We start from the raw sequence: 26666 nt of genomic DNA, 5'->3' as shown, positions 1-26666 counted from the left end.
CAAAAAAAGTCCTAACCAATGTTAGGACTTTTTTTTAATATATTCGAATTTTATTAACCTTTTGTTTTAGTTTTTGATTTCGATTTTGAACCTACTCTAGACATGGCACATCTAAATCCAATATAGTCTGTAGCCATATCTTGTGGGAAATAACGTCTTTGTGCAGGGTCTAACCAATATTCTCTATCTTTCCATGAGCCTCCCTTATAAACACGAACCTCATCATTAATTAAGGATGTTCTATTGTTAGCCTTGTCATATTCTCTGATAATATTTCCTAATGAATCTCTCGTAACATTGTGTTTTGGTGAGTTATACATTTTTCTGGTTTCTGAATCTGCTTTTGCATTTTCATCTTCTTCATTAAAACTTTCGTAATAACGTGAAGACCGCTTGTCACCATCTCTAAAGTTTATTTCGTTACTCTTATCAAAATTAGTTCTTAAATACGTTTCATTCTCATCAACAGGAACTTGTAGAATTTCACCAGGTAAATTTCTCGCAACTAATTTTCCTGTAGAAGTTGTATCATAAACAATGGTTTCTGGGGTTACTATTTTAACGGTACCATCATCATTTATAGCATTTTTTGTGTATACATTTCCACGATAGTAGTTAAAATCGTTGAACTCGTCATCCACAATTGGTCTGTAAACATCTGCTACCCATTCGGCAACATTTCCAGCCATGTCATATAAGCCATAATCGTTGGCTGCATATGATTTTACAGCATTAGTAATATCGGCTCCATCATCAGACCAACCTGCAATTCCTCCATAATCTCCTTTTCCTTGCTTAAAGTTAGCCATTTGATCACCTCGAACTTTACGCTTGCCTGAACGTGTGTATTGACCGTCCCATGGGTATTTTTTTCGACCACGATATAGGTTATAGCTTCTAATTTCGCTTAAGCCTAAAGCGGCATATTCCCATTCTGTTTCTGTTGGGAGCCTATAATTTGGTGATATAATTCCTGTTTCACGTGTTGCAAAAATATTACTTTCATTACCATCGGCATCAACCCTAACGTTTCTTCGGTTTCTACCTTCTGCATTAATGACTTCTTCATTGCCACCATATGTTTGGGTAGGTGCATTTATATAAGTATCTGTGTTAAAATTTGATTCAGCACTTACATCAAGTGTTTTTGCGTCTCTTTTTAAGTAACCTGCTTTTTCAAGATTATATTCGTTTACACGATCAGATCGCCAATTAGCAAACTCAACAGCTTGAATCCAGCTAACCCCAACAACAGGATATTCTGCGTAGCCTGGGTGACGTAAATAATTTTCCGTCATAATCTCATTATAACCTAATCGGTTTCTCCAAACTAAAGTATCTGGTAAAGCACCGTGATAAATAGCTCTGAAATTTTCATCAGTAGGCGGGTAAACTCTTTTTATCCAATCCAAGTATTCCAAATACATGATATTGGTAACCTCAGTTTCATCCATGTAGAATGATTGTACATGCTGTTGAGTAGGTGTATTGTTCCAATCATGCATTACATCATCTTGAACGCGCCCTTTTGTAAAGGTGCCTCCTTCTACAAACACTAAACCTGGAGATGTTTCTTGTTCATTGAAATCTGTGTTGTACTGAAAACCGCCTTCTCTGTCGTTTATATTCCAGCCAGTAGCTCTAGAACTGTTTTTGGAACTAGAAGACTTTTTGCAACTAGTCATGGCTCCAAATATCGCCAAGACTAATAAAACCTTGAATGTCACTACTTTTTTCATATCCATATTTTAAGTAAGCTAATATTATTTTTGGTGGTGCAATATAAGAATTAAACCGAATACTGCAAATGATTTAGTGTTATTTGATTAAAAAAATATGCATTTCACCCTATTTTTTTAACATTACAACGATGTTTTTGGTGTTTTATAGGGTTCTTTTGTCTTGTATTAACGTACATTTTACTAAAATATTATTGTATTTTTGAAACAGAATTTAAAATTGTTGTTTTTTTAATAATAACGTCAAATAAATAACGTTATTCTTTGGCATGAAAGAGAGATTTTTACTTTTTATTTTTTTTATTTCGGTTTTTGTTTTTTCTCAGCAAAAAAAGCATACAATTACTTGGGGTGGTTTGCAAACTATATCATCAGGAAGTTATGCGCTTAAAATACCATCATTTAATGAAAATAATTTTGTTTATGATTTAGATGAGGGTTTGTTGTTTATTGATCAATGGGAAACTTTGGGTTTTGTTAATGAATCTTCGGTTTCTGTTACTAACGTGTCTTATGTTTCTATGTCAAAAAATGATTTAGGTGATTTAGATAGTAATCAAATTCCTAATAATTTAGAGTATAAATTAAAAAATACTTCGGCTCGAGGCAAACAATCTGTTTATTTTCAACTGTCGCCAATTATAAAAGATGCTGAAGGGTTTAAAAAAATAACATCATTTACTATAAGTTATAATACCAATACAAGTAGAAATTCTTCTTTGAATAAAATTAGCAATACCAAAATAATAAGTAATTCAGTATTAAGTACAGGGCAATGGTATCGGTTTTATGTTGATACAACAGGAGTTTTTAAGATGTCTAAAAGTTTTTTAGAGCAATTAGGGATTAATTTAGAGACTGTGGATCCAAGAACTATTAAATTATATGGTCATGGAGGAGATATGTTGCCGTATTCTAATGCTGAAACGGTTTTTTTTGATACTCCTGAAAATGCTATTAAAATTATAGGAGAAGAAGATGGTGTTTTTAATGATCAAGATTATATTTTGTTTTATGCAAAAGGACCAAAAGGTTTTCAAGAAGAAAGTAATACTCATATTAATTGTTATACAGATAAAACTTATTACTACATAAATGTAGGTGGTGGGTTAGGGAAACGAATCTCAGCTTCTAATCAGCCAACTGGAGTGGTAAATTTGCAAATAAATACCTATCAGGATTATAAATTCCATGAAGTTGATACAGAAAATATTGCTTTTGTGGGAAGGCGATGGTTTGGTGAGCGATTTGATATCCAGAATCTAAGAACGTTTAATTTTGATTTTCCAGATTTGGTAATCACTGAGCCTGTAACTTTAAAGACATATGTAGCAGCCGTGTCTTCTACAACAACTACAATGCAGTTAGCAGTAAATGGAAGTGCTGTGAGCACTTTGTCATTATCAGCGGCATCAGATCCTAATCACGCAACAGGAGCTTCTTATGTGGGTAATGTGAGTGCAAACACTTCTAAAATTGCAGTTAGTTTAAATTATAACAATAATGGAAACCCTAGTTCAGTGGCGTACTTAGATTATATTTCTATTGAGGCAACAAGGGCATTAAATTTTTCAGGAAAACAATTTCAGTTTAAAAATGATATTGTGGCAACAACTTCGGGAATAGGTCAATACACAATAGCAAATGCAGCAAATATAGATGAAGTTTGGGATGTTACAGATTTATATAATGTTGCTTATTACAAAAATACAGATGCAGGATTAAATTTTAGTTTTACGACCAATTTAGGGATTTTAAGAGAATATGTTGTTGTTACAGGTTCTGATTATTTTACGCCAAAAAAAGACACAAAATCATCTGTCGCAAATCAAGATATTAAAGGTAGTATTTTTTTAGATAATCAAGGCCAATTTCAGGATATAGATTACATTATAGTATCTCCGGATAATATGCTTACTCATGCAGAAAGACTTGCTCAAATTAATAGAGATCAATATGGGTTGAATGTAAAAGTACTTGGTTTAAGTGCTATATATAATGAGTTTAGTTCTGGTAATCAAGATGTGGCAGCTATTCGAAATATGATAAAGTATGTTTATGATAATGCAAGTGTACCTGAAAATAGGGTTAAATATGTGTGTTTATTTGGGGATGGATCTTTTGATTATAAAGATAGAGTTCAAAACAATACTAATATCGTACCCTCATGGTATTCATTAAACAGTTTTAGTATTACCAACTCTTTTGTGTCAGATGATTTTTATGGTATGATGGACGCCAATGAAGGTGCTATGACTACTAGTGATAAACTGGATATTGCTGTTGGTAGAATTTTAGCTGATACACCGCAGCGAGGAAAAGAAATGGTTGATAAGATAGAATCTTATTATACAAAAGAGGCTTATGGTTCTTGGCGAAATAATTTTGTGGTAGTTTCTGATGATGTGGATGAAAGTTGGGAAAGCATTTTACAAGAAACAACTAACACTATAGGTGATTTAGTATCTCAAGAAAAGCCTTTTATGAATGTGACTAAAATTCACTCAGATGCATTTCAGCAAGAGTCTTCGTCTGGAGGAGATACCTATCCAGAAGTAACTGAAGAATTAGTGAATTCAGTTGATAATGGTGCGTTAGTATTGAATTATTTTGGGCATGGCGGGGAAGAAGGTTTAGCGCATGAACGTATATTTCAAAAAACTCATATTCAAAATTTAAGAAATTTTTTAAAACTCAATTGTTTTGTAACTGTAACTTGTGAATTTACCAAATTTGACAATCCTTATAAAGAAACAGCAGGCGAGTTTACTTATTGGAGTAAAGAAGCGGGTGCTATTGGTTTAATTTCAACGACGCGTCAAATTTTTGTTACTACAGGTATTTCTTTTAATAATATACTTGGGCAATATCTGTTTTCTTATAGTGATAATGATGCCTATGAAGATTATGAGTACCCCAGTATGGCAGAAGCTTTAAGGCTTACAAAAAACAACCCATCTATTTCTGGGAATTCCCAAAGACGATTGGTGTTTTTTATTGGAGATCCAGCCATGAAATTAGCCTTTCCTAAACCGAATATCAGATTAACAAAAATAAATGATGTGCCTATAGGCCAAGCAACAGATACACTCAAGGCATTAAGTTATGTGAAATTAGCAGGTGAGGTAACAGATGTTTCTGGAAATATAATAAGTAACTATAATGGAACCCTTTCTACTACTATTTATGATAAAGAAATTAATAGGCAAACTTTGGCTAATGATGGTACTATTTTAAGTGGGGAATTAATTAAATTAGATTATAAAACATTAGGTGAAGTTATTTTAAGAGGACAAGCATCTGTCACTAATGGTCAGTTTGAATTCGATTTTGTAGTTCCTAAAGATGTTGGTATTCCTGTAGGTTATGGAAAGGTTAGTTTTTATGCTAAACACGAAACTCAATTGGAAGATCAAACAGGTGCAAATATTAATACTGTTAAAATAGGAGGACTTAATGCAGATGCCGAAGAAGATAATATAGGGCCAGTTATTACCCTATATATGAATGATGAAAATTTTGTTTCTGGAGGGATAACTAATGAATCCCCTACATTGTTGGTTAAATTAGAAGATGCTAATGGTATTAATACGGCGAGTGGTGTTGGACATGATATCGTTGCTATTATTGATGGTGATGAAACCAATCCGTATATATTAAATGATTATTATCAAACCGAAGTAGATGATTATAAAAAAGGGGTGGTAAGTTTTCCTTTTAGAGATTTGGAGCCAGGGCTGCATACTTTGTCGTTAAAAGCTTGGGATGTTTATAATAATTCATCTGTATCTGAAATTCAGTTTGTTGTGTTTGATGAAGACCAGGAGTTGGTTATTGATAATGTACTTAACTATCCAAATCCGTTTGTGAATTATACAGAATTTTGGTTTAACCACAATAGTTCAGACCCTTTAGACGTTTCAATACAAATATTCACTGTTTCTGGTAAATTGATAAGAACCTTAAATGGGCAGACCTCAGGAGGTGTAACAATTACAAGTTCACTCTCTAAAGATATTGTTTGGGATGGACGAGATGATTTTGGAGATAAAATAGGAAAAGGCGTTTATATTTATAAGTTAACCGTAAGGTCAGCTACGTTAAATAAGAAAGTAGAAAAAATAGAGAAACTTGTAATACTATAATAAACAATTATATTTGCAATAATAAATTAAACTCATGAAGAATTCGATACTGCTATTGTTAGCGTTTGTTTTTGTGTTAAAAATAGATGCTCAAACCACTACAATAATACCTAATCCCAACGATTCGAGAGCAATTACTACAGGAATGCCTTTCACGCTTATAGCACCTGATGCACGTTCTGCTGGTATGGGGGATATGGGAGTTGCTACTTCTGTTGATGCCTTTTCTCAACAATGGAATTCTTCAAAATATGCGTTTTCTGAAGCTAAATCGGGTGTTGGAATTAGTTATACACCTTATTTGAGCAAATTAGTTAACGATATAGGATTGGCTTATTTAACTTATTACAACCGTTTAGATGAACGTAGTGCTTTTGCTGCTAGTTTTAAGTACTTTGGTTTAGGAGAAATAGAATTTCGCTTGAATGAATCAGATATAGGCACTATTCAAAAACCTAATGAGTTACAATTGGATGTGTCTTATGCTTTAAAATTAAGTGATCAATTTGCTATGTCAGTTGCTATGCGTTATTTGCGTTCAGATTTAAGGCTTAATTATGATAATAGTGATGCAAGCGCAGCTGGTACGTTTGGTGTCGATATTTCTGGATATTACCAAAGTGAAGAAGAGGCTTATAATAGTTATAATGGACGCTGGAGAGCGGGTTTTGCAATTCAGAATGTAGGACCTAAGTTTAAATATGATGATGCTGGTCCAGATAATTTTCAGCCAACCAATTTGCGTTTAGGAGCTGGTTTTGATTTTATTTTTGACCAGTATAATAAAGTGTCTGTTACTGCCGAAGTGGCTAAACTGTTAGTTCCTACGCCTCCAATTTTAGGGACCGAGTATAATTTTACAGATAATAATGATAACGGAGTTTATGATGAAGATATAGATGATTTAGGAACTGTTGTTCAGGAAAATGTTATTTATCAAGGGCAAACTCAAGATGTGAATTTTTTATCAGGAATGTTTCAATCCTTTGGAGATGCTCCAGGTGGTTTTAGTGAAGAAATAAAAGAATTTACATATTCCTTAGGAGCAGAATACATGTACCAAGATTCTTTTGCATTTAGATTAGGTTATTTTAACGAAGCAGAAGAAAAAGGCGCTAGGAAATTCTTAGCCTTAGGCGCTGGTTTTAAGTATAATGTTATCAATATAGATATGTCTTATTTATTTTCTGCATCTAAAGTGCAAAGTCCGTTGGAAGGAACACTTCGCTTTGGGTTGACCTTTAATTTAGGGGCTGGTACTTATAGAGAATATTAATATTAAAAAAATCAAAATTATAAAAACTATTGTCGTCGTTGGCAATAGTTTTTTTGTTTTATATTAGGAGTACTTTATAGGAAGCGATTATAACATGAAGAAAATAAAAATAGAGTCTACCATATACGTTTATGAAAATTTAGAAGCATTGCCACAAGATGTTTTTTATTTAGTAGAAAGAGCTAAAGAAGCTAGAAACAATGCTTATGCTCCCTACTCAAAGTTTAAAGTAGGAGCTGCCTTAGTGCTTGACAATAATGAGGTTGTAACAGGAAATAATCAAGAAAATGCATCTTACCCCTCAGGTTTATGTGCCGAACGAACTGCAGTATATTACGCAGGATCTCAATATCCAAATGCTAAAATTTTAAAAATGGTTATTGTTGCTGGTTCTGAAGTAAATAAAACAGATGAAGCTATCCCTCCATGTGGCGCCTGTAGACAAGCCATTGCTGAATATGAAGTAAAACAAGAATTGCCAATAGAAATTTATTTCATGGGAGAAACAGGACGCATTTTGAAATCTAACTCTCTGAAAAATTTACTCCCCCTTCTATTCAACAAATCGATGTTATAGCAAAATTAGTATAAATTTAATTAGTTTACGTTTTTGCAATAACACACAATGTATTACTTTTGTATTTCGCTTAAGTAGAATTTAATATAAGTCCATGCAAAAAATCACAAAAGAGGTTTACCTCAAATGGTATGAAGACATGTTATTCTGGAGAAAGTTTGAAGATAAACTAGCTGCAGTGTACATACAACAAAAAGTAAGAGGATTTCTTCATTTATATAATGGTCAAGAAGCTGTATTAGCAGGTGCATTGCACGCTATGGATTTGACTAAAGATAAAATGATAACAGCTTACCGTAATCACGTACAGCCAATTGGTATGGGTGTAGATCCAAAACGTGTTATGGCTGAGTTATACGGAAAAGCAACAGGTACCTCTCATGGTATGGGAGGGTCCATGCATATTTTTTCTAAAGAGCATCGTTTTTATGGCGGTCATGGTATTGTAGGGGGGCAAATTCCTTTAGGTGCAGGCATGGCTTTTGGAGATAAATATCACGATAGTGATGCTGTAACTTTATGTTGTTTTGGTGATGGTGCCGCAAGACAAGGATCTTTGCATGAAACTTTTAACTTAGCAATGCTTTGGAATCTTCCAGTTGTATTTGTTTGCGAAAACAACGGTTACGCTATGGGAACCTCTGTAGAACGTACAGCAAATCACAGTGAAATTTGGAAATTAGGTTTAGGTTATGATATGCCAAGTGGACCAGTAGATGGTATGAATCCTATTAAGGTTGCTGAAGCATTTGATGAAGCGATTCAAAGAGCTCGTAAAGGAGGCGGTCCTTCTTTTTTAGAATTGAAAACGTATCGTTATAGAGGGCATTCAATGAGTGATGCTCAACATTATAGAACAAAAGATGAGGTTGAGGAATATAAAAAGATTGACCCAATTACTCAAGTAAAAGACGTTATTCTTGAAAAGAAATATGCTACAGAAGATGATATTAAAGTCATTGACAAGCGCGTAAAAGAAAAGGTTTTAGAATGCGAAAAATTTGCTGAAGAATCGCCATTCCCAGATAAGCAACAGCTTTATGATATGGTTTACGAACAAGAAGATTATCCATTTATACAACATAAAATATAAGCTATGGCAATAGTAGTAAATATGCCGCGTTTAAGCGACACCATGGAAGAAGGAACCGTTGCGGCTTGGTTAAAAAAAGTAGGTGACAAAATAGAAGAAGGTGACATATTAGCTGAAATCGAAACTGATAAAGCGACTATGGAATTTGAATCTTTTAATGAAGGAACATTACTTCATATTGGTGTTCAAGAAGGAGAAACCACTAAAGTAGATGAGCTTTTAGCTATTATTGGCGATGAAGGTGAAGATATTTCTGCTTTGTTAAATGGAGGCGGTTCAGCTTCTGCTGAAGCAGAGGAAGAAGTAGCTAAAGCAGATGCTACTCCTAGTGAGGCTGAGGAATCTCAAAATAATGATTCATCTGAAACTGATAAGTCAGCTGCCAAAACTGAATTACCAGAAGGTGTTATAGTCGTTACCATGCCTCGTTTAAGCGATACTATGGAAGAAGGTACTGTAGCAACGTGGTTAAAAAAAGTTGGGGATAAAGTTGAAGAAGGAGATATTTTAGCAGAGATTGAAACGGATAAAGCTACAATGGAGTTTGAATCATTTCAATCTGGTACATTATTAGAAATAGGTTTGCAAGAAGGAGAATCAGCAAAAGTAGATTCATTATTAGCAATTATAGGCCCTGAAGGTACCGATGTATCTGGAGTTGCGGCTAATTTTTCTGCAGAAACACCTACTTCAAAAGAAGAAGCACCAAAAGAAGCTCCTAAAAAAGAAGCTCCTAAAGCAGCAGCGCCTGCTGTGGCTACTTCTGCTGCACCAAAAGCTAGTGCTCCTGCACCGACACCAGTTACAGAAAATGGACGTGTATATGTATCTCCCTTAGCTAAAAAATTAGCTGAAGAAAAAGGTGTTAACTTAACTAAAATTCAAGGGTCAGGTGAAAATGGACGTATTGTAAAACGCGATATAGAAAATTACGAACCCGCAACATCAGCAACTTCAGTAGGTAAATTTGTACCAGCAGGACAAGAAGATTTTGAAGATGTTACAAACTCGCAAATGCGTAAAGCCATTGCAAAAGCATTAACAAATTCAAAATTTACGGCACCACATTATTATCTGAGTGTGGAGTTTGATATGGAAAATGCTATAGCATTCCGTACACAATTCAATAGCATTCCAGATACAAAAATATCTTATAATGATATTGTGGTTAAAGCTTGTGCTTTAGCATTGAAACAACATCCGCAAGTAAATTCGCAATGGTTTGCAGATAAAATGCGTTTAAATAATCATGTGCATATAGGGGTAGCAGTAGCAGTTCCAGATGGTCTGGTGGTACCAGTTGTTAAATTTGCAAACGAGCAAAGTTTACCACAAATAGGTGCGGCAGTTAGAGAACTTGCTGGAAAAGCTAAAAACAAAAAATTAACCCCAGCAGAAATGGAAGGTAGTACATTTACTGTTTCTAATTTAGGAATGTTTGGTATTGATACATTTACATCTATTATCAATCAACCTAATTCAGCAATTCTTTCTGTTGGAAATATTGTTGAAAAACCAGTGGTTAAAAATGGACAAATTGTAGTAGGAAATACAATGAAATTATCTTTAGCATGCGACCATAGAACGGTTGATGGTGCTACAGGTGCTATGTTTCTTCAAACGTTAAAAGGATACATTGAAAATCCTGTAACAATGTTAGTGTAGTAATATTTCTGCCACAGCAGAAAATCATTTATATTAAAAACCTGTTTCATATTTAATTGAAGCAGGTTTTTTTATCTTTAAGTCTTGATTAAAAAATTTATGAAAAAAATATTTAGTTTGCTTGTAGTTGTATTTGTTTTTGGATGTGGTGGCCAAAAACAAATAATTTCAGCTAATTCAAATTCAACTAAAAATTCTAATCATATTAATTTAAGAGATGTTAAAAAAAATTTAGAATTTTTAGCTTCAGATGATTTAGAAGGAAGAAAAACAGGAGGTAAGGGAATTGAAAAAGCAGCTGTTTTTATAGAAAATATTTTTACAGAAAACAACATCAAACCCTATTTTAAAACATACAGAGATACCTTTAATGTTAAAGAAGTTATAGGTTACAATGTTGTTGGTTTTATAGAAGGCAATGATTCAAATTTAAAAAATGAATTTGTCATTCTTGGAGCACATTATGATCATATTGGAAACGTTAAGACTATAAATGGGGATAGTATAGCAAATGGAGCAAATGATGATGCTTCAGGAACGGTAGCCGTTTTAGAGTGGGCTAAATACTTTTCAAAGACTAAGACAAATAAACGAAGCCTATTGTTTACATTATATTCTGCAGAGGAAATGGGGTTAAAGGGGTCTGAGCATTTAGCAAAACGTTTAAAGCAAGCAAATATTGATTTGTATACCATGATTAATTTTGAGATGATTGGGGTGCCTCGTCTTGATAATAAAATTATGAGCTATTTAACAGGTTATGAAAAATCTAATATGGCAGAAACGCTAAATAATTATGGAGGCACAGAACTTGTTGGTTTTTTGCCTAAAGCTAATGAGTTTAAGTTGTTTAGGCGTTCAGATAATTTTCCGTTTTATAAGGCCTTTAAAGTTCCTGCTCATGCTATTTCTACCTTCGATTTTACTAATTTTGATTATTACCATCATGTAGATGATGAAGCAGATAATATGGATTTAATACATATGACTTATTTTATGAATAAAATGATTCCAGCTTTAGAAGGTATGATAAATGCAGATACCAAAGAAATTAAAATAAATAATGAGTAAAAATATTATTATAACAGGAACAAGTAGAGGTATAGGTTTTGAATTGGTACAGTTATTTTCAAAAGCGGGACATCATGTTTTGGCGCTTTCGCGGAATGAAAACCCTATTCGGAATTTAAAATTAAAGAATGTAAAAACGTTTTCTTTTGATTTAAACGATAAAAACGCCTACAAAAAAGTTGAAGATTTTATAAATAAAAATTGGAAACAAGTTGATGTTTTAATTAATAATGCAGGAGCATTACTAAACAAACCCTTTTCAGAAATTTCAATGGAAGAATTTGAAAATATTTATAAAACCAATGTTTTTGGAGTTGCAGAATTATCTCGAGTGATGTTGCCGTTTATGAAAAAAGAAAGCCACGTAGTAACCATCAGCTCCATGGGAGGGGTTCAAGGAAGTATGAAGTTTCCAGGTTTGGCAGCTTACAGTTCTAGTAAAGCTGCGGTAATTACTTTAACAGAATTATTAGCAGAAGAATATAAAGGATCAGGTATTTCGTTTAACGTTTTAGCTTTAGGTGCTGTACAAACCGAAATGTTGGAAGAGGCTTTTCCTGGTTATTTAGCATCAACTTCTGCTTTAGACATGGCAGAATATATTTTCGATTTCTCACTTAATGGGAATAAGTATTATAACGGGAAATTGTTGCAGGTTTCAAACTCTACACCTTAAAATTATGAGCAAATACAAATGTGTTATTTTTGATTGTGATGGCGTTTTAGTTGATAGTGAGCCCATAAGTATTCAAATACTCGTTGATATGGCTAACCAGTACGGAGCCAATATAGACTTACTTTATGGTATGAAACATTTTAAAGGCAGTTTTATGAATGCTTGTGAAAATAAAATTTCAGAACTTATACAGAAAAAACTACCCGATACGTTTCAAGCAGCATACAGAGAAAAAAGTTTTAAAGCTTTTAAAGAAAACATGAAGCCCATTAAGGGTGTTAAGGCAGTTTTAGAAAATTTAAATCGTCCTTTTTGTGTGGCTTCAAGTGGTCCAGAAAATAAAATACGATTAAACTTAGAGCTTACCGGTTTATTACCATATTTTGAAAATAAAATTTTTAGTTGCTATACCCTACAAAAATGGAAGCCAGATCCTGCAGTGTTTCTTTGGGCTTCAGAAACCATGGGATACAAACCAGAAGAGTGTTTGGTTATTGAGGATAGTCTGTCTGGGGTAAAAGCAGCTAAAGCAGGAGGTTTTGATGTATTTGGATATGTGGAACACGATTATAATAACGAACTAAAAAGTGAAGCAACTAAAACTTTTAAAAGTATGGATATGCTTTTGGAAATGTTGTGATTTTCTCTAATTTAATGATTTTGTAGGAAAGGACTTTTTTGTTTTTTTTAATCTGGTAAATCTACTCTAACACCATTTTTCCAATAACATGCTTTGTATTGAGGCGGTATATTTCCTGTGGCGCCTGAAATATAGACATCGTCGCCATCAATAAAAATTCCGTATGCTTGTGCATTATCTTCCAGTTCAAAAAGTTCTTCGTTTTTCCAATAACATGCTGTATTACCCGTACTATTACTATTGCTTTTATTGTAAAACCCAACGGCATATACATCTGATTCTGAAACAATAATTTGATGAACTTCCCCATATAAATTACTTAATGTAATTGGCGTTGTGTTTTTCCAATACATTGGAACATTCATTAACCCACCAGTATAATAATTTTCTGAGTCAAAATAAACACAATTAATCCCTTGAAAAGTGGCGTCTTCAGGCAATGGTAAATGAATCAATAAAGAGTCTCCATTCCATAAGAAAGGTGTTTTTGGTGATAAGGATTCTCCAGCTTCATTGTGTGTTATTTCTCCAAAATATCCAGAAAAAATAGGATTGTTGTTAAAAAAACCTACTGAAGTTACTGTTCCAATAGCAGTGGTGTCCATTTTTATCATATTATTGTTTTTATAATAAAACACGCTCCCATCATCAATAAGGCTACCTTGGTCAAATTTATATATATCTTGGTTCCCATTTAAAGTTTTATAAACAGATATTTTTCTACTTAATTCATCCACTGGTATATTATAAATACTTCCATTAGCTAAAGAGCTAGTATAAGTAACAGCATCAACATTTGTAGAATCAACCCAATATTCAGCTTTCCATTGATTGTCAGTGTATACATATCCACTAACAAGTACTTTATTATTATTGACATTCATTGAAAATGCTGCTGAATATTTTTTTGTTGCCTCAAAATGGTCATTTGTACAACTGCATGTTAGAGTAATTATTAGTAGGTAGTATATGTATATTGTTGATTTCATGATGATTTTTCTAAGTTTAATTTTAAGATGTAAAGTCATAGTAATGGTTGCGTCATTTTTTTTTTAATAATTAGTTTTTTATGTTAAGTATACTTAATTATAGATACTTTTAGCACATTAAATACAAAATCAGTTAATCCTATATTTTTTAACAAAGTAAACAAGGTTCAAGGGGGCTTTATCAATAAATCTATTATTTTAGCAGTCATGCAAAATCAGTTAAAAAATTATATTCCTACAAATTCGTTTTCTCAAGTTTTAAAACTTTTAGAGCACGATAATTTATCGGTTAAAATAAAAAGCGAACGCAAAACACGTCATGGTGATTATAGGCGTTTACCACATGGAAAACATCAAATTACTATAAATTCTAATTTAAATCAGTATCGATTTTTAATCACTTTAATTCATGAAGTAGCGCATTTTGGAGCTTATAATAAATACGGGCGCTTTATAAAACCGCATGGTATTGAGTGGAAAAAAACATTTCAGCATTTAATGCTTCCTTTTTTAAATCCGAATATATTCCCTAATGATTTGCTACCACTTTTGGCGAAACATTTTAAAAACCCAAAAGCAAGTAGCGATTCCGATGTTAAATTAGCATTAGCATTAAAACAGTATGATGTACCTAATGATAAAACTTATATTTTTGAGGTACCATTAGGAAGTGAATTTAAATTATATAATGGAAAAATTTTTAAAATGGGAGAAAAACGTGTAAAACGCTTTGAATGTATTGAAGTGGCATCTGGTAGAATTTATTTGTTCAACCCAAATACAGAAGTAGAGCTAATATAATAATGATGGTTTTTAAGATGCATGCTATTGTTAGGTTAAATTAAGTAATATTGAAAGTTGTATATTTAAACCAATGAATCCAAATATGCATGACATTTTTTAGTTGTCATGTCAATAAATAAAAGTTTATATTCAACTTTTGTGAAAAAATAGAAATATGAAAAATAAAAATTATTATGCCATATTAATGGCAGGAGGAGTAGGATCAAGGTTTTGGCCTGTAAGTACACAAGATTTTCCAAAGCAATTTCATGACATGTTAGGTACTGGTGATACGCTCATACAGAAAACATTTCATCGATTGGCACAATTAATTCCACAGGAAAATATTTTCATTTTAACAAATGAACGTTATAACGATTTAGTGTTTGAGCAATTGCCAGAAGTAACAGAAAGACAGGTTGTTTTGGAGCCTGCAATGCGAAATACAGCACCTTGTATCTTGTATGCATCTTTAAAAATTCAAAAGGAAAATCCTGATGCTTTAATGATAGTTGCTCCAAGTGACCATTGGATAGAGGATGAAGTTACTTTTAGTAAAAATGTAAAGCAAGCATTTGATTTTTGTTCAGCAAATGATGCTTTAATGACCCTTGGTATTCAGCCTACATTTCCAAATACAGGTTATGGATATATTGAGTTTGATAAAATGACTGAAGAAGAAATAAAATCGGTGAATCAATTTAGAGAAAAGCCAGATTATGAGACAGCTAAAAATTTTATAGCTCAAGGTAATTTTTTATGGAATGCAGGTATTTTTATGTGGAGCGTTAAAAGTGTGGTAGATGCTTTTCAAAGAAATCAGCCTAAGTTGTATCAACTTTTTGAAAAAGGAATAGCCATATATAATACAAATGCAGAAGATGAGTTTATAAAAAATAATTATCCTAAAGCAGAAAATGTTTCTGTAGATTATGCCATTATGGAAACGTCTACAAATGTGTATGTGATAGCCGCAGAATTTGATTGGAATGATTTGGGTACTTGGGGCAGTTTATATGACAAGTTGAGTAAAGATAAAAATGATAATGCTGTAGTAAATGCAAGAGTGCTTGCTGAAGATACTTCTGGGAATATGATACGCACTAAAAGTGATAAAATTGTAGTGGTTGATGGCTTACAGGATTATATTATTGTTGATAAAGATGAAGTGTTGTTAATATATCCAAAATCAAAAGAACAAGATATTAAAAAAGTACTTAAAAGTGTAAAAGATGCTTTTGGTGAGCAATATGGATAATTTAGCTAATTGTAACAAATTTGTTACTGATAGACTAATTTAGTCTATATTCGTTAAGCTGTTTTAATTTTAAAAATGCATGGAAGAAAACAAATTCAATTTTTCTGAGGAAGAAGCAGAGGCAAAAAAAGAGCAATCGGCAAAAGAATCTAAAGAAGCTATAAAAAAAGAGGCAAAAGGCTTATTAACAAGTATCAAAAAATTTTTAAGCGATTTATTAGACTTTAGAGATGATACTGATAGAGATGCTACCATTCAGGCCATTAAAGGAGATATTCCATTTAAGGGTGCTACTGCTTGGATTTTGGTGTGTTCTATATTTGTTGCTTCCATTGGATTAAATGCAAACTCAACAGCTGTAGTTATTGGAGCCATGTTAATTTCTCCATTAATGGGCCCAATACTGGGTGTGGGGCTTTCCATTGCTATTAACGATATTGATACATTAAAAAAATCATTAATAAACTTAGCAACCATGATTGCTTTAAGTTTATTAACTGCTTTTTTGTTCTTTTGGTTGTTTCCTTTAAGTGAAGACACTTCAGAACTTTTAGGAAGAGTAAAGCCAGACATTCGTGACGTTTTAATTGCATTTTTTGGTGGATTGGCCTTAATTATTGCTCGAACAAAAAAAGGTACTATTGCTTCTGTTATTTTTGGTGTTGCTATTGCTACAGCATTAATGCCACCATTGTGTACTGCGGGATATGGATTGGCAAAAGGAAATATGGAGTATTTTTTAGGAGCCATGTATTTATTTGTAATCAATACTATATTTATTGCCATGGCAACTTTTATTGTATTGAAAGTACTTCGGTTTCCCATGCTTAAATATGTTAATTCTCAAAAACGGCTTTTTGTATCTAGAATGGCTATGCTGTTGGCGGTTGTAGTTATGGTTCCTGCAATTTGGACCTTTTTAAGTGTATTAAAAGAAAGTAATTTTGATAGAGATGCTAAAAATTTTGTTGAAAGAGAATTGGCAGATTTACCACATTTTGAATATTTAAAGAAAAACACCAATTATAAATATTCAGGTGATGGAAACTCAATGATAGAAATTAATACCTTTGGTTTGGATGAAATACCAGAATCAACCATAGGACTTTTACAAAGCAGAATAAAAGAATATAGTGCTTTAGGAAATACCACATTGGTCATAAACCAAAATAGATCCAAAAATTTAGATAATTTTAGATATATGGAAGAGTTGAGGTATCGAGATTCTTTAGTTGTATTGTCTCAATCGGAAAAAATCACATACTTAGAGGATAAAGTACAAAAATTAGCAAAATTTGAGCGTAATTATGTTCCGTTTGAAGAGCTTGCAAAAGAAGTGAAAATCAATTATGAAAATATTGAGCAGTTTTCTTATTCTAATGTTTTACAAACCAATTTCTCAAAAATAGATACACTTTCGGTTTTTTCAGTAAAATGGATAGAATCGTCGTCAACAGAAAAGTCTAAAATAGCTGATCAAGCAAAATTAGAAAATTGGTTAAAGTTTAAGCTTAATTTAGATACACTGCTTGTAAAAAGGATAAATTGATGTTTAGAAAAGGCTCATTTGAAAGCATTGTTATTGACGTTCTTCTAAATACATTTGTCTTACTTTTTTAAACAAATTAGAGGAATATACAAAATTTGTAACGGCTTCATTGTCTGTTCTAAAAATGGTGTCTTTGGAGCCTTCCCACTCTTTAAAGCCATCTTTTAAGAATACAATTTTTTCACCTATTTCCATGACAGAGTTCATGTCATGTGAGTTTATTACGGTGGTAATTTGGTATTCTTCGGTAATTTCTTTAATTAAATTATCAATAACAATTGATGTTTTTGGGTCTAAACCTGAGTTAGGCTCATCACAAAACAAATATTTTGGTTTGTTAACAATGGCTCGTGCTATGGCTACACGTTTTTGCATACCACCGGAAGCTTCACTAGGCATTTTATTATGAGCATCATCTAAATTAACACGTTTCAATACAAAATCAACCCGGTCTTGCATTTCAGTTTTACTTTGCTTTGTAAACATTCTAAGTGGAAACATAACATTTTCTGCTATTGTCATAGAATCAAATAAGGCGCTGCCTTGAAACACCATGCCTATTTCTGAACGCAAATTACGTTTGGCATCTTCAGTTAAGTCTGTAAACACTTTTCCGTCATAACAAATGCTACCCTGTTCATAATTAAATAAACCTAATAAACATTTTAAAAATACTGTTTTACCAGAGCCACTTTGTCCAATAATAAGATTGGTTTTTCCTTTGTCAAAAGTGGTTGTAATGCCTTTTAGGACTTCTACATCTCCAAACGATTTATGTAAATCTTTAACTTCAATCATTAGCTTAATAACATTTGGGTTAGTACATAGTTTAATAGGATAATAGCAACACTGGTCCAAACAAATGAGGTAGTACTTGCTTTTCCAACTTCTAAGGCTCCACCTTTCATATAATAACCATGAAAAGAAGGAATGGTTGCTAACAAAAAGGCAAATACAAATGTTTTTATAAATGAATATATAACGTGAAAAGATTCAAAATCTGTTTGTATGCCCATAACATAATTTTCTACGGTGCCATAACCTCCTATAATACAAGCAACCATACCTCCTAAAATTCCTAAAAACATACCAATAGCAATAGCAAATGGATAAAGTAATAATGCTATGGTTTTTGGTAGTACTAAATAATTTAAAGAATTAATTCCCATAACTTCTAAGGCATCAATTTGTTCTGTAACGCGCATTGTACCAATACTAGAAGTAATGAATGACCCTACTTTTCCTGCCATAATAATAGAAGTGAATGTTGGGGCAAACTCTAAAATAATTGATTGCCTAGTGGCAAAACCTACTAAATACTTAGGGATTAAAGGGCTGTCAATGTTTAAAGCTGTTTGAATGGTAATAACACCTCCAACAAAAAATGAAATAAAAGCGATAATTCCTAAGGAGCCAATAATTAAATCGTCAATATCAATTAAAATCAATCGTTTCATTACCGACCATTTGGTAGGTTTACGAAACATTTCCTGAATCATTAAAAAATAGGCTCCAATATTGTGAAGGTAATTCATATGTAAATTTAATACTGCTAAAGTAAAAAAAAGATATACTAATTTAACCTAAAATTAAAATAATGACGTATTATAATCTGTATTTTTGAAAACTTAAAAAAGTAATTATCATGAAGAATATAGTTTTTATGTTATTGGTTATTGCCTTTAGCATGACAGGCAAAGCACAACAACCTACTCAAGTAGAAGTAAAAATCAATGAACGTCCTAAACTAGTGGTGGGTATTGTTGTTGATCAAATGCGTTATGACTACTTAACACGGTTTTACAACAAATTTGGAGATAATGGTTTTAAGCGTATGATTAATGAAGGATTTAATTGTAAAAACAATCATTTTAATTACATTCCTACCTACACAGGTCCAGGTCATGCATCTGTTTATACAGGTACTACTCCAAAATATCATGGTGTAATAGGTAATAATTGGTACGATAAGGAGTTGAAAAAATCTGTGTATTGTGCAGAAGATAGTTCCGTTGAGTCTGTTGGAACAAAAGATAAAGCAGGCCAAATGTCACCACATAGAATGCTTACTACCTCTTTTGCTGATGAAAACCGACTGTTTACTCAAATGCGCGGAAAAACCATAGGGATTTCTGTTAAGGATAGAGGGGCTATTTTACCTGCTGGTCATACAGCAAACGCAGCTTATTGGTTTCATGGAGCCGACGAAGGAATTTGGATTTCTAGTACCTTCTACATGGACGAGTTACCAAAATGGGTGAAAAAATTTAATAAATCTAAATCTGTGGCATCTTATTTTAAAGTATGGGATACGTATCATGATATTAATACTTATGTAGAAAGTGGGAGTGATTTGAACGATTTTGAAAGAGGGTTTAATGGCAAAGAAACGGCTACATTTCCTTATGATTTAAATGCTTTAAAAACACAAAACGGAAATTTTGATATTATAAAAGGAACACCTTATGGAAATAGTATTGTTACAGATTTTGCAATAGCTGCTATCAGCGGAGAAGAATTAGGATATGATGACATAACGGATGTACTGGCTGTTAGTTATTCTAGTACTGATTATGTGGGGCACAATTTTGGAGTAAATTCAAAAGAAGTTGAAGATACTTATATTCGATTAGATAAAGAATTAGAACGATTCTTCAAAACATTAGATGACAAAGTAGGTAAAGGAAATTATACGGTTTTTTTAACAGCAGATCATGGTGCAGTAGATGTGCCCGCTTATTTAGAAAGTGTTAAAATTCCTGCAGGTTATGTAGATAATAATGAAAAGAAAAAAGCACTTAATGAGTTCATGACAAATAAGTATGGAACATCAGATTTGATTGAAAATATAAGTAATAATCAAATATTTTTAAATCGTGAAAAAATAAAACAATTAGATTTGGATTTAAGCGATGTACAACAAGCTATTGTTAATGAACAAATAACATATCGTAATATGTATAAAGCATACTCAGGCACGGTTATGTCAACATCTGAATTTACAACAGGTATTGAAACCTTACTTCAAAAAGGGTATAACCAAAAACGCTCTGGTGATGTCCTTTTAGTAGATGATCCTTCTTATATATCCTATAGCAGAAAAGGCTCTACACATGGTAGCGGATTAAATTATGATACGCATGTTCCTTTGCTGTTATTTGGACAAGGAATTAAACAAGGACAAACGGTTTATAGAACAGAAATATCTGACATTGCACCAACCATGTCTGCACTTTTAGGAATTAGTTTCCCAAATGGCTCTATTGGGCAGCCATTGGATTTTGTTTTAGATTTTAATGAGTAAACGGACTTTATACTATGTGATAGCTGGGGTACTTGCTTTAGGAGTTTATTCCTATGAATATTTTTTGGTAGTAGAAGAAAAAGCTGAAATTATTGAATTAGGAAATGAAGTAAAAAATGAAACAAATGAGTTTTTTTTACCAACAAGCACCACGGGTCAAATTGTACATCATGAAGGTTACTCGCTATCTTATAGCGAACCTCATGAGCAGCCAGAATGGGTGGCTTATGAGTTGAAAAAAGCACATTTATCAAACGCTAATTTTAAACGTCCTTATTTTGAAATTGATGAGGCTGTAAAAACGGGAGCAGCCCATTGGCGTAATTATAAAAATTCGGGTTACGATCGTGGACATTTATGTCCTGCAGGTGATAAACAATATAATAAAACTGCATACGATGAAACTTTTTTAACAAGTAACATCAGCCCGCAAGTACATGATTTTAATTCGGGTATTTGGAATACTTTGGAGCAAAAAGTGCGTTATTGGGCAAGTAAATACAACGGCGTTTTTGTGGTAACTGGAGGTGTTTTAAAAGGCCATATGAAAACAATAGGTACAGAACGCGTAGCTGTGCCTAATCAGTTTTATAAAATACTGATAGATAATAATTCGGGAAAAACAAAAATGATAGCTTTTTTGTTGCCTCATGAAAACTCCGGCAAACCTTTATATGATTTTGTGGTTTCAGTTGATGACGTGGAGGCACTGACTGGTATTGATTTTTTTCCGGAACTGGAAGATGCAATTGAAACTAAATTAGAAGCTTCTAGTAGTTATAAGGATTGGAGTTTTAAATAGTTTTTAAGTAACATATCTTAATTTTATTGTGATACCTGCTTTGTATGTTGCCTAATAATAATAGAGGCCCGGTCTAAAATAATACAACACTCTTTGTGATGACTGGAATCCGTCTTTACTGAGTTTGGAGGAAAACAACTTTGTGCACCTCGTTTGTTGCTAACCTCAGTTATGCGAGGTTTTGTAGTTGGTTTGGTTATAAAATATATACCTGTGCAAAAAAGAAGTGCAAATACGAAGACTTTCATTATATTGAATTTTTATTAATAAAGATTTGATTAATGTTGATTGGCGTTTTTTAAAGATTTTATAAAACTGAAAAGGTTAGAAAAATAGATGTGATAAAATCATATAAATTTATTAAATATTCCTTTCCAACGTAAATTCCTGATAAATTGCCCTTCTTTTTCAGTAACTAAATATTCAATATTTTCTTTCTTTGCTTTAAAATAACCAGCCATATAATCTTTAAGCAATAGAAAACTTTTCTTTTTGTAGGCAAGTTTTAAAGCCGAAATGAAAGTAATTGTGAATCCATAACGCATTTTGTACATAGCTTCTCCTTGGAGGTATTTAGATGCTTTATTGTAGCTAACCCCTGTTGGTTTTAAATGTTTTACCTGTAACGTTTCATCGGTTAAAATATCCCAACCGTAATATTTGGCAAGCAATTCATCAACTGTATCCCAACCCATGGAAGGTTTTAATTTGCCTATTTGTATAAAGCAATCTTTTCTATAAGCTTTTAAAGCACCGCGAATATGATCTTTTCGAGTTAAGTTTTCTAAAATCCATTCCCCATTTTTTTCAATGTAACAAAAGCCAGCAGCCATGCCAAGTTTTTTATTTTTATTAAAATGGGAGGCTAAAATTTCTAAATAATTATTCGGGAAAATTAAATCGGCATCAAACTTACATATCACATCATAGGTGGTATCTAAGGTTTTATAGCCTTTATAAAAAGCATTAATAATTTTAGAGCCGGGCAAATGCTCATTCGATGATTTTGAGTTTACTAATTGAATCCATGGGTGCTTATGGGTGTAGGCCTCAATAATATTCTCGGTGTCATCAGTAGAATTATCATTCACAACTACCACTTGTGTTGGTAAATAGGTTTGATGTACTAAGGAATCTAAGGTCACCCCAATGGTACTTGCTTCATTATGTGCTGGAATAATTATATAAAAATGCATCTTGACGTTAATAGACTTACAAATATCTTTATTTTTGTTTGGTAATCTGTACATTTTGCATAAAAAGGTTTTTATTATTATTATTTCCTATAATGGGGAAAAATGGCTTCAAAAAAATTTGGAGAGTCTTCAGCAATCTAATTACCCTATACAAGTTTTGGTGGTAGATAATCACTCCACTGATAATTCTGTGGCAATTATAGAATCATTCACAAACATTCAGCTCATAAAATCTGATGCTAATTTAGGTTTTGGTAAAGCAAATAACCTGGGTATTAAAGAGGCGCTGAAACAAGAAGCTGATTATGTATTTCTTTTAAATCAAGATACTTGGGTTTTTCCAGATACTATAGGAAGCTTAGTTTTGGTGGCAGAATCTAATAAAAAATATGGAATTTTAAGTCCGCTTCATTTTTCAAATGATGCAACCGTTTTAGATGAAAACTTTAATACTTATTGGAACAGAAAAACAAATGAAATATCAGAAAACATAGATGAGGTGCCTTTTGTTAATGCTGCCGCATGGCTTATACCAAAGCATGTTGTTGAGCAGATTGGCTATTTTGAGTGGATGTTTCAACATTATGGAGAGGATAGAAATTATGTGAACCGTGTGGTTTTTCATGATTATAAAGTTGTTATAGTCAAAGCGTCTAAAATTTGTCATGATAGAACCATTGTGAGGAATTTTAAAAAAGATATGCTGCAAAGTAAATTTCAGATTTTAAATGCCATTTTAAATGTTAATCATTCATTATTTAAAAGTTATTGGAATGGTTTTATTTCTGTTTTTGGACTGCCTAAATATTTTTTTAAATACTACTCGCTTTTGCAAAGTTTAGAGTTGTTTTTTAGTTTATTGGGTTATTTTATTGGATTGAAAATAAAAGTGTTTTCCATTTTAAAAACAAGGTCAAGTTATAAATGATGTCAAGCAATAACGAGCAGAAACAGGTATTTTGGTTCACCCTTATTAATTATTTGGGTATTGTTATTGGCATTGTGTCTACTATTTTTATCTATCCAAATGATAAAGAAGTTTTGGGTATTATTCGCTATGTTGATGCCATCGCGCAACTTATGTTTCCTATCATGTTGTTTGGAGCAGGTCAGGCGCTTATTTATTTTTACCCCTCTGTTTCTGAAGAAAGCCAAAAAAAATTATTTAAGTATGCCATTGTAACTATTTTAGGAATCAGTACCGTGCTTTTACTGCTTTTAATTTTGGGAAACTATATTATAAGTTTTGAAAATTATAAGTATATTTTTTATGCTTTTCCATTGGCATTTGCTATTGCTTTTATAGAGTTATTTAAGCGGCAAGCTACCAATTTAAAGAAGTTGTCGGTGCCAACCTTGTTTGAAAAAATTATTCCAAAAGTGGCTTTACCCATTATCTTTTTGTTGTTATTATCGGGATACTTAGAAGTTATGGACGGATTGTTAGCTTTTATAGCTTCTTATTTTATAATTGTGGCTTTATTAATGCTGTATGTGTTTAAACATTTTAGCATCAATCTGGATTTTAGTTTTAAATCTCTTTTTGCTCAAATTGTAAAAAAAGAATATTACCGTTATAGTTTTTATGCATTTTTAGGAAGTTTTGGGTCATTTTTAGCCTTTAGGTTGGATGTTTTAATGATACCTGAATTCATTACATTTGAAGCAAATGGCACCTATAGCATTGGTGTGGTATTGGCTTCAGTTATTGCAGTTCCTGCATCGGGAATATTTGCTATTTATTCGCCATTAATTTCAGAATATTTAAAAAAGAATAGCATTGTTGAATTAGGGAGAAAATATACCGAAAATGCTAAGCTTTTGTTTTTTGTGGGGGCTGTGTTATATGGTGCTATTGTTTTAGGAATTGATTCCTTGTTTCAGTTGTTGCCTACTTATGATAAGCTAGTAGATTCTATTCCTATTATTATGATTCTTGGTGCCAATGTGTTGTTTAATATGAGTACGGGGTTTAGTTCTGAAATTATATCGTATTCAAAATATTATCGCGTCAATATTATGTTGTTATTTGTATTGGTGTTTATAAATATTTGCTTGAATTTATATGTGTTAACTCAAACCGATTATGGTATTGCAGGTGTGGCTTGGGCATCACTAATTGCCATGGGCTTGTTTAATAGTATTAAGCTTTACTATATATATATAAAGTTTAAAATACTACCTTTTGATAAAGGCTATTTACAATTATTTTTAATTGTACTTTTAATTGGTATTGGTGTTTATTTTATGCCTGAAGCAGAAAGCAATATTCTGAATCTTTTAGTAAAATCAGGCGTGTTCTGTGTACTGACAGTACTTGTGGTTTACAGATTAAAACTGGTTTATAGTTTAAATTATTGGGTTGAGAAAGTATTATATAAGAAATAGCTTGAGTATGAACCCAGTTAAGTAGGTAACAAGGAGTTGAGTGATTTGTTTTTTAACTCGGTTATTTGTGTTAGCGAGTCGGTTTTTGTTTGATTCTTTAATTAACTGTATAAAAACGGTCTTCTTGTGCCTTCATATGGCTGATAAGAGCATTTTTAAGTTCGTTAACTATAGTATTTAATTCTTGATTATCTATAAGGTTGTGCATTTCTTCAGGGTCATCATTAAGATTATACAGTTCAAAATCAGGATGTTTTCTATAACGCTGAACAATTTCACTTGCGTTTTTATCATATCCTGCTTTGGCAAGCCAAGAAAGATACATTTTACGTACATGACGGTCTTCCATTTTATCAACATAACCAAAATCAAAGCCGTTTATAACTCTAATAGCATAAAGATTGTCTGGCGATTTATTCCAAATTAATTTAAACGTGCCATCAGTTACTGCCCGCATTTTATATTCTGGACCTTCCTTAGTGTTGTTATACAAGAAATAGGCATATTTTCTGTGTTTTGTATTATTTTCTTTGAGTAGAGGGAGTAAACTTTTCCCATCTAAGTTTGAAGAGACTTCACCACCTGCTGCTTCAATTAGTGTTGGTAAAATATCACAGTATTGCGCTATGGCATTAGTCACAAATTTATTATTAAAAGGTTTTGGCCATTTCATTATGCAAGCAGATCTAACACCAATATCATAAGTAGTCCATTTGCCACTGGGCATACCAGCACCATTTTCATCTAAAACGATAAGGGCTGTATTAGCTTCTAAATTGTTTTTTTTAAGAAGATTTCTGGCGTTTCCTACTTGTTCATCAAAAAGTTTTATTTCAGCCAAGTATTCTGTAAAATACTCACGCGTTTCTTTGGTGTCTACTAAATGTTTTGGAAGCACAATGGTATTTGGATCCCATAATGAACTGTCTCCTGCATTCCAAGGTGCATGAGCATGCACGGAACAAATAATCAAACAAAAAGGTTGATTTTTATCTCGATTTATAAACTCACTCACTCCATCCCAATTTTCAGGAGGAGTTCCATCATAATTAGCGTTTTTTGTAAATCCTTCAATAATTTCAAATGGATAAACAGATGTAGGCCTAAAATGCATTTTTCCTGTTAGTCCTACACGGTAGCCAAGTTTGTTTAAATGCTGAACAATGCTAAGTGTGCCTTGCTTTGTAGTGGCGTGATTGATATTACATCCATTTTTGTTAGGAGTCATTCCGGTAAATAATTCAGCTCTTGTTGGAGCACATATAGCTTCAGAGACGAACATGTTTTTAAATAAAATTCCTTCATTTGCTAATTTATCAATATTTGGAGTGGTGTTCTTGTTTTCAGATCCATAACATCCAATATCCTTAGCATTTATGTCATCACCAAGGATAATAAGAAAATTAGGCTGTTTTGTCTGTCCAATTACTTTAAAGCAAATGAATAGAAGAATGATTATGTTTAATTGATGTTTTTTCATTATAAAGATTTATAGTATTTTGAACTGCTCGTTAG

At 32.4% G+C, this 26666-nt stretch carries 21 protein-coding genes; 15 read left to right on the top strand and 6 right to left on the bottom strand.

What is annotated here, in order from left to right:
* Positions 1-53 precede the first annotated feature (53 nt).
* A complete protein-coding gene (gldJ, locus tag APS56_RS06755) occupies positions 54-1745 on the bottom strand; it encodes a gliding motility lipoprotein GldJ (RefSeq protein ID WP_211259741.1) in 1692 nt (563 codons plus the stop codon).
* 263 nt (positions 1746-2008) lie between these two features.
* On the opposite strand from gldJ, the gene porU reads away from it, so the two are divergent.
* The 8 genes from porU (at position 2009) to APS56_RS06715 (ending at position 12882) form a co-directional block, all read left to right on the top strand.
* Positions 2009-5884, top strand: a complete 3876-nt coding sequence (gene porU / locus APS56_RS06750; RefSeq protein ID WP_054726361.1) for a type IX secretion system sortase PorU — start codon at positions 2009-2011, stop codon at positions 5882-5884.
* A gap of 34 nt (positions 5885-5918) precedes the next feature.
* The gene (gene porV, locus APS56_RS06745; protein ID WP_054726356.1) at positions 5919-7160 is read left to right on the top strand and encodes a type IX secretion system outer membrane channel protein PorV; all 1242 of its coding nucleotides are present in this window, start codon (positions 5919-5921) and stop codon (positions 7158-7160) included.
* Between the two features lie 94 nt (positions 7161-7254).
* Complete coding sequence (gene cdd / locus APS56_RS06740; RefSeq protein WP_054726351.1) at positions 7255-7737, top strand: cytidine deaminase; 483 nt, start codon at positions 7255-7257, stop codon at positions 7735-7737.
* Positions 7738-7831: 94 nt separating this feature from the next.
* Entirely contained in the window at positions 7832-8830 is a 999-nt protein-coding gene (gene pdhA / locus APS56_RS06735; RefSeq protein WP_054726349.1) for a pyruvate dehydrogenase (acetyl-transferring) E1 component subunit alpha, read from the top strand.
* Between the two features lie 3 nt (positions 8831-8833).
* Complete coding sequence (locus tag APS56_RS06730) at positions 8834-10495, top strand: pyruvate dehydrogenase complex dihydrolipoamide acetyltransferase (protein ID WP_054726348.1); 1662 nt, start codon at positions 8834-8836, stop codon at positions 10493-10495.
* Positions 10496-10594: 99 nt separating this feature from the next.
* On the top strand, positions 10595-11566 hold the full coding sequence (locus tag APS56_RS06725; protein WP_054726345.1) for a M28 family metallopeptidase: 972 nt from the start codon (positions 10595-10597) through the stop codon (positions 11564-11566).
* Positions 11559-12242, top strand: coding sequence for an SDR family NAD(P)-dependent oxidoreductase (locus APS56_RS06720; RefSeq protein WP_054726342.1), 684 nt, complete (start codon positions 11559-11561; stop codon positions 12240-12242). Before APS56_RS06725 ends, APS56_RS06720 begins: the two co-directional genes overlap by 8 nt.
* A gap of 4 nt (positions 12243-12246) precedes the next feature.
* Positions 12247-12882 (top strand): HAD family hydrolase, encoded by a 636-nt coding sequence (locus APS56_RS06715; protein ID WP_054726339.1) that lies wholly within the window; start codon positions 12247-12249, stop codon positions 12880-12882.
* 47 nt (positions 12883-12929) lie between these two features.
* Here APS56_RS06715 and APS56_RS06710 read toward each other — a convergent pair whose 3' ends face one another.
* Positions 12930-13871: a hypothetical protein gene (locus APS56_RS06710; RefSeq protein ID WP_157757624.1), complete on the bottom strand. Its 942-nt coding sequence runs from the start codon at positions 13869-13871 to the stop codon at positions 12930-12932.
* Between the two features lie 207 nt (positions 13872-14078).
* Between APS56_RS06710 and APS56_RS06705 the strand changes: the two genes are divergently transcribed.
* The 3 genes from APS56_RS06705 (at position 14079) to APS56_RS06695 (ending at position 17461) form a co-directional block, all read left to right on the top strand.
* Positions 14079-14672, top strand: a complete 594-nt coding sequence (locus APS56_RS06705) for a SprT-like domain-containing protein (RefSeq protein ID WP_054726334.1) — start codon at positions 14079-14081, stop codon at positions 14670-14672.
* Positions 14673-14829: 157 nt separating this feature from the next.
* Complete coding sequence (locus tag APS56_RS06700) at positions 14830-15912, top strand: mannose-1-phosphate guanylyltransferase (RefSeq protein ID WP_054726332.1); 1083 nt, start codon at positions 14830-14832, stop codon at positions 15910-15912.
* Positions 15913-15991: 79 nt separating this feature from the next.
* Positions 15992-17461: a DUF389 domain-containing protein gene (locus APS56_RS06695; RefSeq protein WP_054726330.1), complete on the top strand. Its 1470-nt coding sequence runs from the start codon at positions 15992-15994 to the stop codon at positions 17459-17461.
* A gap of 30 nt (positions 17462-17491) precedes the next feature.
* Here the strand turns inward: APS56_RS06695 and APS56_RS06690 are convergent, their stop codons facing one another.
* Positions 17492-18259 carry an ABC transporter ATP-binding protein gene (locus tag APS56_RS06690; protein WP_054726328.1) on the bottom strand — a complete coding sequence of 256 codons (768 nt, stop codon included), beginning with the start codon at positions 18257-18259 and terminating at the stop codon, positions 17492-17494.
* On the bottom strand, positions 18259-18996 hold the full coding sequence (locus APS56_RS06685; RefSeq protein WP_054726327.1) for an MlaE family ABC transporter permease: 738 nt from the start codon (positions 18994-18996) through the stop codon (positions 18259-18261). The genes APS56_RS06690 and APS56_RS06685 overlap by 1 nt, the downstream gene beginning before the upstream one ends.
* Positions 18997-19106: 110 nt before the next feature.
* Here APS56_RS06685 and pafA point away from each other — a divergent pair, with 110 nt between their 5' ends.
* Positions 19107-20765 carry an alkaline phosphatase PafA gene (gene pafA, locus APS56_RS06680; RefSeq protein WP_054726325.1) on the top strand — a complete coding sequence of 553 codons (1659 nt, stop codon included), beginning with the start codon at positions 19107-19109 and terminating at the stop codon, positions 20763-20765.
* Positions 20758-21567: a DNA/RNA non-specific endonuclease gene (locus APS56_RS06675; RefSeq protein ID WP_054726323.1), complete on the top strand. Its 810-nt coding sequence runs from the start codon at positions 20758-20760 to the stop codon at positions 21565-21567. Before pafA ends, APS56_RS06675 begins: the two co-directional genes overlap by 8 nt.
* Before the next feature lie 347 nt (positions 21568-21914).
* Here the strand turns inward: APS56_RS06675 and APS56_RS06670 are convergent, their stop codons facing one another.
* Complete coding sequence (locus APS56_RS06670) at positions 21915-22763, bottom strand: glycosyltransferase family 2 protein (RefSeq protein ID WP_054726320.1); 849 nt, start codon at positions 22761-22763, stop codon at positions 21915-21917.
* Position 22764: 1 nt separating this feature from the next.
* Here APS56_RS06670 and APS56_RS06665 point away from each other — a divergent pair, with 1 nt between their 5' ends.
* Entirely contained in the window at positions 22765-23691 is a 927-nt protein-coding gene (locus APS56_RS06665; RefSeq protein ID WP_236778472.1) for a glycosyltransferase family 2 protein, read from the top strand.
* On the top strand, positions 23688-25151 hold the full coding sequence (locus APS56_RS06660; RefSeq protein ID WP_236778471.1) for a lipopolysaccharide biosynthesis protein: 1464 nt from the start codon (positions 23688-23690) through the stop codon (positions 25149-25151). Before APS56_RS06665 ends, APS56_RS06660 begins: the two co-directional genes overlap by 4 nt.
* A 97-nt stretch (positions 25152-25248) precedes the next feature.
* Here APS56_RS06660 and APS56_RS06655 read toward each other — a convergent pair whose 3' ends face one another.
* Positions 25249-26631, bottom strand: coding sequence for a sulfatase family protein (locus APS56_RS06655; protein WP_054726301.1), 1383 nt, complete (start codon positions 26629-26631; stop codon positions 25249-25251).
* Between the last annotated feature and the right edge of the window lie 35 nt (positions 26632-26666).

It is taken from the genome of Pseudalgibacter alginicilyticus (assembly GCF_001310225.1).
GTDB classification, from domain to species: Bacteria; Bacteroidota; Bacteroidia; order Flavobacteriales; family Flavobacteriaceae; genus Pseudalgibacter; species Pseudalgibacter alginicilyticus.
This window is presented reverse-complemented; position numbering and strand designations above follow the sequence as displayed.